Source organism: Embleya sp. NPDC025285 (assembly GCF_055558835.1).
In genome coordinates, this window is sequence record NZ_JBVHLU010000196.1 from 1 (window position 1) to 9,680 (window position 9,680).

Genomic DNA, 9,680 nt, shown 5'->3' on the forward strand with positions numbered 1-9,680 from the left:
TCCAACTCGACAACAGCGGCATCGAACGCCTCCGCGAACACCGGGAAGCGATCGTGCAGCTCACGCCCCATCCCGACCCGCTGACTCCCCTGCCCGCTGAACAACAACGCCAGCCGACCGTCGGCGCGCACGCTGCCCTGCCGAACTCCCGGACCGGGAGCGCCCTCGGCCAAAGAGGCGAGTCCGGCGAGGAGTTCCGCGCGGTCCGCGCCGAGGACGGCGCCGCGGACGTCCAGCGCCGAGCGGGTCGCGGCGAGCGAGTAGGCGAGGTCGAGCGGGGTGAGGTCGGGGTGCGCCCGGATGTGGTCCAGCAGACGGCGGGCCTGCGCGCGCAGTCCGGGTTCGGAGCGGGCGGAGACGAGCCAGGGTAGGAGGCCGGGCGCCGCTTCGGACACCGCCGCTTCGACCCCACCCGCGGACCCGCCGTCGCCTTCGGCTCGGGGCGCCTCCTCGGCGGGCGCGGCCTGCTCGATCACGACATGCGCGTTCGTACCGCTGATCCCGAAGGAGGAGACGGCCGCACGGCGCGGCCGGCCGGTCTCCGGCCACAAACGGGCCTCGGTCAGCAACTCGACCGCGCCCGCCGTCCAGTCCACGTGCTGCGTCGGCGCATCGACGTGCAACGTCCTGGGCAGGATGCCGTGCCGCATCGCCATCACCATCTTGATCAGCCCCGCCACACCCGAAGCGGCGGCCGAATGGCCCAGGTTGGACTTGAGCGCACCGAGCCACAGCGGCAGCGCCGGGTCGCGGTCCCGGCCGTACGTGGCCAACAGCGCCTGCGCCTCGATCGGGTCGCCGAGTGCGGTGCCGGTGCCGTGCGCCTCCACCGCGTCCACCTGATCCGCCGTCAGCCGGGCGTTCTCCAGCGCCTGACGGATCACCCGCTGCTGCGAAGGGCCACTGGGGGCGGTCAGCCCACTGCTGGTCCCGTCCTGGTTGACCGCGCTGCCACGCAGCACGGCGAGCACCTGGTGGCCGTTGCGCCGCGCGTCGGCCAGCCGCTCGACCAGCACCACGCCCACACCCTCGGACCAGCCGGTGCCGTCGGCCGCGGCGGCGAACGCCTTGCAGCGCCCGTCGACCGCGAGGCCGCGCTGCCGGCTGAACTCGACGAACAGGGCCGGGTCCGACATCACCGTCACCCCGCCGACCAGCGCGAAGGAGCACTCCTCCTGTCGCAGGGCCTGCGCGGCCAGGTGCAGCGCGACCAGCGAGGACGAGCACGCCGTGTCCACGGTTATCGCCGGCCCCTCGAACCCATAGGTGTAGGAGAGCCGGCCGGACAGCACGCCGGCGACGTTCCCGGTCATCGAGTAGCCTTCGACGGCCGGTGGCAGGTCGCTCAGGTTCTCGATGTAGCGGGTCGCGCCGGCCCCGACGAAGACACCGGTACGGCTGCCCTTGAGCGTGGCCGGATCGATCCCCGCCCGCTCGAACGCCTCCCACGACGTCTCCAGGAGCAGGCGCTGCTGCGGGTCCATCGCGAGCGCCTCGCGCGGCGAGATACCGAAGAACTCCGCGTCGAAGTCGGCCGCGTCGTGGACGAAACCGGCCTGGCGCACATAGCTCTTGCCGGTCGCGTTCGGGTCCGGGTCGTAGAGCCCCTCGACATCCCACCCCCGGTCGGTCGGGAAGTCGGAGATCACGTCGGCCTCGGCCCCCACCAGCCGCCACAGATCCTCGGGCGAGCGAACTCCTCCGGGAAAACGGCAGGACATGGCCACGATGGCGATCGGTTGCCGGCCGCGCGCCTCGACGGCGGCCAGCCGCCGCCTGGTCTGCTGGAGCTCCTCGGCCGCGCGCTTGAGGTAGTCGCGGAGTTTCTGCTCCGTGTCGGTGTCGTTCATCGTCCACGCTTTCCAGAGGGCGGAGGGGTCCGGATCGGTCGGCGGCCGACGGGTGCGGCCGGCCGCAGGGTCAGTCGAGCCCCAACTCCTTGTCGAGCAGGGTGAACATCTCGTCGTCGGTCGCGGCGTTCAAGCCGCCCGGCCGGTCGTCGCCGGCGGCGGCGGGTGCCGCCTCGTCCGGTACTTCCTCGAACCGCCACAGCAGCGTCTGGAGCCGGCGCAGCACCGCGGCCCGGTCCTCGCCCGGGCCCGGGAGCGAGGCGGCGAGCGCCGCTTCGAGCCGGTCGATCTCGCCGACCAGTGGTGCCACCGGGTCCACTTCCCGCACCAGGCCCAGCCCGTCCTTGAGGTACCGGGCCAGTGCCTGTGGGGTCGGGCAGTCGAAGATCACCGTGGCGGGCAGTCCCAGCCCGGTGGCGGTGCCGAGTCGGTTGCGCAGTTCGACTGCGGTGAGCGAGTCGAAGCCGGACTCCAGGAAGCCGCGCTCGGACGAGATCGCCTCCATCGAGGCGTGCCCGAGCACCGCGGCGCAGTGGCCGCGGACGAGGTCGACCAGGATGCGCTCCTGCTCCGCCTCGGACCGCCCCCCCAACTGCCGGGCGAGCGTCGACGACTCCGCGGGTCCGGCGGACGCGGCGGCCCGACGCAGCGGCGCGCGCACCAGGCCGTGCAGAGGCGCGGGCAGGTCACCGGACTCGGCCGCCTTCCGCAGCGCACCGAGGTCGAATCGAACCGCGGCCGGATTCGCCTCGGCGACGTTCAGGGCCGCGTCGAGCAGCCCGAGGCCCTGTTCGGCCGTCATCGCGGCGATGCCGGAGCGGTGCATCCTGGCGAGGTCCTGCCGGCCGAGTTGCCCAGTCATGCCACTCGTGGCCGCCCACAGCCCCCACGCCACGGAGGTGCCGGGGAGGTCGGCGGCCTGCCTGCGGACGGCCAGCGCGTCCAGGAAGGCGTTCGCCGCTGCGTAGTTGGCCTGCCCCGGGCCACCCAGCATGCCGGCGATCGAGGAGAAGAGAACGAAGGCGGAGAGGTCGTGCTCGGCGGTGAGTTCGTGCAGGTTGACCGCGCCGTCGACCTTGGATCGCAGTACCCGCTCCAGACGCTCCGGGGTCATCGACTCGATCAGGCCGTCGTCCAGGACACCGGTGGCATGGACAACCGCCGTGAGCGGCGCGCCGACGGGGATCCGCGCCAGGACCGCGGCGAGGGCTTCCCGATCGGCCGCGTCGCACGCCTCGACCGCGACTTCGGCGCCGAGGTCGATCAACTCCGCCACCAGCGCGTCCGCCTCGGGGGCATCGGGGCCGCGCCGGCTCGCCAGTACGAGGTTGCGCACGCCGTGTCGGGTGACCAGATGGCGGGCCACCAGGCCCCCCAGGGTGCCCGTGCCGCCGGTGATCAGGACGGTCCCACCCGGATCGAGCGGCACCGGCATCCGCAGTACGAGCTTCCCGGTGTGCCTGGCCTGCGCCATGAACCGGAACGCCTCCGGCGCCCGCCGCACATCCCACGACCGCACCGGAACCGGCGCCAGCACGCCTGATCCGAACAGCGGCATCAACTGGGCGAAGAGCGCCCGGATGTGCTCCGGGGCGACCGTCATCAGGTCGTACGGGCGATACGTGGTGCCCGGGTGGGCGGTGTGCACCGCGTCCGGGTCACGGATGTCGGTCTTGCCCATCTCCAACAACCGGCCACCGTCGGCCAGGAGCCGCAGCGAGGCGTCCACGAACTCACCCGCGAGAGAGTTCAACACCACATCCACACCACGCCCACCGGTGGCCGTACGGATGTGCTCCTCGAAGTCGAGCGTGCGGGAATCGGCGATGTGCGCGTCGTCCACACCGAGCGACCGCAACGTCTCCCACTTGCCCTCACTCGCCGTCGCGAACACCTCGGCACCCAGATGACGCGCGATCTGCACCGCCGCCATCCCCACCCCACCCCCACCGGCATGAACCAACACCGACTCACCGGCCCGCAGACCACCCAACTCCACCAAGCCGTGATACGCCGTCAAAAACACCACCGGCACCGACGCCGCCCGCTCGAACGACCACTCGTCCGGCAGCTTCGTCACCATCCGGTGGTCGGCGACGGCGTGCGGCCCGAACGCGTCCGGGAAGAGCCCGAACACCGACTCACCGACCGCGAGTTCGGCGACCGCAGCGCCCACCTCGGTGACCACACCGGCACCTTCGCCGCCCATCGACGCGGCACCCGGATACACACCCAACGCGAGCAACACGTCCCGGAAGTTGAGACCGGCCGCCCGGATGGCGATCCGGATCTCGTGCTCGCCGAGCGGCCGTTGTGCGGTGTCGTCGGGGGGAAGAAGGGCCAGGCCCTCCAGGGTGCCGGTGCCCCTGGTGCGCAAGGCCCAGTCGCCGCGCGGCGGGACCAGGGCGCCGCCATCGCGGCCGGTCGGGCCGGAGCGGACCAGTCGGGGTACCAGCGCCTGTCCGTCGCGGAGCGCCGACTGCGGTTCGCCGCTGCGCACGGCGGCTCGGAGCAGCATCGCGGACTCGGGACTGTCGTCCGTGTCCACCAGCATCAACCTGCCGGGGTGCTCGCTCTGGGCCGAACGCACCAACCCCCACACGGACGCATGTGCGAGATCCGGCACCGTGTCGCCGGCCGCCGCAGCCACCGCGCCATGCGTCACCACGACCAGCGGTTCCGGACCGCCCTCACCCGCGAGCAACTGCTGAACCCCCGCCAGTACAGCGGCGGTTGTCGCCGACACCGAGTCCGCGAGCCCGTCGCGGTCCGTGGCCGCGGAGGGCACGCAGTCGAGAATGGTCGGCTCGCCGGGGTCGATGGAACCCGCGGGCACCGCGGTCACGTCGACCGGCACCCAGCTCATCCGGTAGAGGGCCCCGCCCGTGTCCTCGCGCACGGCGCCGAGTTGCTCGGGAGAGACGGTACGCAGCGCCAACTGCCCGACGGCGAGCACCGGACGGCCGGCTCCGTCGGCGGCCTGGATGGCGAGCCGCTCGGGGCCGGCGACGGACAGCCGCAGTCGTAGCGCCGAGGCGCCGGTGGCCGACAGGACCACGTCGGTCCAGGCGAACGGCAACCGGACGAGACCGTCCTCGACGCCCGCGCCGGTGAGTTTCGCGGCGTGCAGGGCCGCGTCGAGCAGCGCCGGGTGCAGGCCGAATCGGCCTGCGGAATTGGCGAGTTCGTCGGGGAGCGCGACTTCGGCGTACACCTCGTCGCCGAGGCGCCACGCGGCGCGCAGGCCCCGGAACGCCGGGCCGTAGCCATATCCGCTCTCGGCCAGGTGCGGGTAGAAGCCGTCCAGTTCCACGGGCCGGGCCCCGGCCGGTGGCCACGCGGCGAGGTCGAAGTCGAGGTCCGGGGCGTCGGCGCCCGGATCGGCCGCTGCGGCCAGCGTGCCGGTCGCGTGCCGGGTCCAGACCGCCCCGTCGCCGGGATCGGCGTTGGCGTCGTCCTCCGGCCGGGAGTACAGCTCGACACTGCGGCTACCGTCGCCCTGCACGCCGCCGATCGCGACCTGCATCTGTACGCCTGCCCGTTCGGGCAGCACGAGCGGTGCCTCCAGGGTCAGTTCGGCGACCCGGGCGCAGCCGACGGTGTCGGCGGCGTGCACGGCCAGTTCGGCGAGTGCCGAGCCGGGCAGCAGGACGGTGCCGGCGACCGCGTGATCCGCGAGCCAGGGGTGGGTACACAGCGAGAGCCGCCCGGTGAGCACGACCTGGTCGGTGCCGGCGAGCCGAACCGCCGCGCCGACCAGCGGGTGCCGGCCGGAGGCGAGTCCGAGGTCGGTGGCGTCCGTGTGCGGGGCAGAGGCGCTGTCGAGCCAGTAGCGCCGGCGCTGGAAGGCGTACGTCGGCAGTTCCACGCTCGCGGTCGCCGTTCGCACTCCCGTTTGCCCTCCGGTTCCGGCTCCGGCTTCCGTTCCGGTTCCCACGCCGGCTCCCGTCGCCGTGAAGAGAGCCGACCACCGCACGGGCACGCCCGCCACGTGCACAACGCCCAGCGCGCCGACGGTCGTCTCCACCTCGGGGCGTTCGCGGCGCAGTACCGGTACGGCGGTGACGTCGGTGCCCGCGTCCAGGCAGTCGCGCACCATCGCGGTCAGCACGCCTTCCGGGCCCAGTTCGAGAAAGGCCGTGACGCCCTCGGCGTCGAGTGCCGCCACGCCATCGGCGAATCGCACCGCCTCGCGCACCTGCCGCACCCAATACTCGGGGGTGCGCAGTTCGTCGGGCTCGGCGATCGCGCCGGACAGGTTGGAGACCAGCGGCACGGTGGTCGCACCGAAGGTGACGGTGGCCAAGACCTGCCGGAACTCCGCCAGCATCGGTTCCATCCGCGCCGAGTGGAACGCGTGGCTGACCTGGAGCCGCCGCGTCTTGTGCCCCGCCAACGCGAATCGGGCGGCGGCCCGCGACACCGGCTCCTCGTCGCCGGACAGGACCACCGAGGTCGGGCCGTTGACCGCAGCCACGGTCACGCTCCCGCGCTCGTCGTCCCGTTCCGCGGCGGCCAGGCCGTCCAGCGCCTCCTGTTCGGAGACCGAGACGGCGACCATCGCGCCGCCGGCGGGCAGCGCGTGCATCAGCCGGCCGCGGGCGGCCACCACGACCGCCGCGTCCGGCAGCGACCAGAGGCCCGCGACGTGGGCGGCGGCGAGTTCGCCGATCGAGTGGCCCAGCAGGTAGTCGGGTCGCACCCCGAACGACTCGGCGAGCCGGTAGACGGCGACTTCGAGGGCGAACAGACCCGCCTGGGTGAAGACCGTCTCGTTCAGCAAGCCCTCCGTGCCGTCGGCTCCGAACACGACATCGCGCACCGAGTAGGCCGCATGCCCGGACAGCTGCCGGTCGAGTTCGAACACCACGGTGTCGAACGCCTCGGCGAAGACCGGGAACGCCTCGTACAGCTCGCGGCCCATTCCCATCCGCTGGCTGCCCTGGCCGGTGAACAAGAACGCCACCCGGGAATCGGAGCGGGCCGAACCCACCACCAGGCCGGACGCTGGCCAGTCCTCGGCGAGCGCGTCGAGCCCGGCCAGCAGCTCGTCACGGCCGCGCCCGACGACGACGGCACGCTCCTCGAACACCGCGCGGGATGTCGCCAGGGCGTGCCCGATGTCAGCCGTTCCGAGCGCGTCGTCACCACGCACCACAGCGGCGAGGCGCAGCGCCTGACCGGCGAGGGCCTCCTTCGTCCGGGCGGACAACAGCCAGGGCAGGACGCGCTCCGGGGCCGTGGGTCCTCCGCGCCCGGCAGCGGGCACCGGTTCGGGTCCCTGCTCCAAAACGACGTGCGCGTTGGTCCCACTGGCGCCGAAGGACGACACACCGGCCCGGCGGGGACGGCCCGTATCGGGCCACGCGCGGGCTTCGGTGAGCAGCTCGACCGCACCCGCCGACCAGTCCACGTGCGGGGAAGGCTCATCGACGTGCAGCGTCTGCGGCAACACGCCCGCACGCATCGCCATCACCATCTTGATCACGCCCGCCACGCCGGCGGCGGCTTGCGCGTGACCGATGTTCGACTTCAACGACCCGAGGTAGAGCGGACGTTCGTCGGTACGGTCCTGGCCATACGTGGCGATGATCGCCTGCGCCTCGATCGGGTCACCCAGTGTCGTACCGGTGCCGTGGCCTTCCACCGAGTCCACGTCCTGCCGACCGAGACCCGCATTGGCCAGGGCCTGCTGGATGACGCGTTGTTGGGACGGGCCGTTGGGCGCGGTGAGACCGTTGCTGGCGCCGTCCTGGTTGACCGCGGTTCCGCGCACGACGGCAAGGACGCGATGGCCGTTGCGTACGGCGTCCGACTGCCGCTCCACCAGCAGGACCCCGACACCCTCGGACCAGCCCGTGCCGTCCGCGGCGGCCGAGAACGCCTTGCAGCGCCCGTCCGGCGACATTCCGCGCTGACGGCTGAACTCGACGAACAGGCCCGGGTTGGTCATCACGGTGACCCCGCCGACGAGGGCCATCGAGCACTCGCCGCTGCGCAGCGCCTGACCGGCCAGGTGCAGCGCCACCAACGACGACGAGCACGCCGTGTCGACGGTCACCGCCGGGCCCTCGAACCCGAAGGTGTACGCGACCCGGCCCGACACCACGCTCGCCGACGAGCCGGTGCCGAGGTAGCCCTCCACTTCCTCGGGAACGTCGGCGAGACGGGCCGCGTAGTCGTGGTACATGACGCCGGCGAAGACGCCGGTCTGGCTGCCCCTCAACCCGGCCGGGTCGATCCCGGCCCGCTCGAACGCCTCCCACGACGTCTCCAGAAGCAACCGCTGCTGCGGATCCATCGCCAACGCCTCACGCGGCGAGATCCCGAAGAACCCGGCGTCGAACTGCCCTGCGTCGTAGAGGAATCCACCCTCGGAGGCGTAGCTCTTCCCCGAGGCCGCGGGGTCGGGGTCGTACAGGTTCTCCAGGTCCCAGCCCCGGTCGTCGGGGAACCCGGAGATCGCGTCCCGTCCCGATGCGACGAGGTCCCACAGGTCTTCCGGCGAGGCGACCCCGCCCGGGTAACGGCATGCCATCCCCACGATCACCACGGGATCACCGTCGACCGCCGCGGTAACGGACGACGGGCTCACGACGACAGCGTCGGAACCGAGCAACTCCCCCCGCACGAAGCCGGCGATCGCCGCCGGAGTCGGATGGTCGAAGACCAACGTCGCCGGCAACCGCAGACCCGTCACCGCACTCAACCGGTTCCGCAGATCCACCGCCAACATCGAATCGAACCCGAGATCCTTGAACGCCCGCCCCGCGCCCACCGCCTCCCCCGACTCGTGACCCAACACGGCGGCGACGACTCGGCGCACCAACTCGACCAACTCGCGCTCCTGTTCGACGGGCGGCAGAGCCGCGATCCGGCGGGCGAGAGCGGATGCCTCTTGGTCGTCCCCGCCGACAGGAGCGTCGATGCGGCGCCTGGCCGCGCGGACCAGGCCGCTCAACAGCGGCGGCAACAGCCCGGCGGCGGCCTGGGTGCGCAGCGCGGCGGCGTCGAGGCGGATCGGTACGGTCAGGGCGCCGGTCGACGGCGCGAGTGCGGCATCGAAGAGCGCGAGACCCTGTTCCTCGGTGAGCGGCACGATCCCGGTTCGGGCCAGGCGGGCCGTGTCGCCGTTGTCCAGGTGCCCGGTCATCGCGCTGGCCGTGGCCCAGAAGCCCCAGGCCATCGAGACGGTGGGGAGCCCATTGGCGCGGCGGACGTGGGCGAGGGCGTCGAGATATGTGTTCGCCGCCGCGTAGTTCGCCTGCCCCGGACCGCCCAGGATGCCCGCGGCGGAGGAGAAGAGGACGAAGGCGGAGAGGTCGAGATCGCGGGTCAGTTCGTGCAGGTTCACCGCGCCGTCGACCTTGGCGCGCAGCACACTGTGCAACCGGTCCTCGGTCAACGCCTCGACCAGACCGTCGTCCAGGAGCCCGGCGGCATGCACCACACCGGTCAACGGGCCCTGGAGATTCCCCAGTACGCCTGTGAGCGCGTTTCGATCCGCCGCGTCACACGCCGCCACGACCACCGACGCGCCCAGCGCCGTCAGCTCCTCCGTCAATTCGCCTGCCCCAGGAGCCCGTTCGCCCTGTCGACTGAGCAACACCAGGCTGCGGACGCCGTGGTCGGTCACCAGACGACGGGCCACCAACCCACCCAACGTCCCCGTACCACCGGTGATCAGGACCGTGCCCGCACCGAACGACATCCCCCCGCCGGCCGAACCGACCGTGTGCCGAACCAGACGCGGCACCAACACCACGCCACCACGCACCGCCGTCTCCCGCTCACCACACGCCAAAGCACCCGACAAGCCGGCCGCCCACC

The 9,680-nt window shown here is 72.4% G+C and carries 1 protein-coding gene and 1 pseudogene; both read right to left on the reverse strand.

Features of this window, described 5'->3' with window-relative positions:
* Positions 1 to 1,850 (reverse strand): type I polyketide synthase (locus ACZ4FV_RS50675; protein WP_465328155.1); only part of this gene is annotated, 1,850 nt, incomplete at its 3' end.
* A gap of 70 nt (positions 1,851 to 1,920) precedes the next feature.
* Positions 1,921 to 9,642, reverse strand: a pseudogene (locus tag ACZ4FV_RS50680) (SDR family NAD(P)-dependent oxidoreductase); the annotation flags it as partial.
* Positions 9,643 to 9,680: the final 38 nt, after the last annotated feature.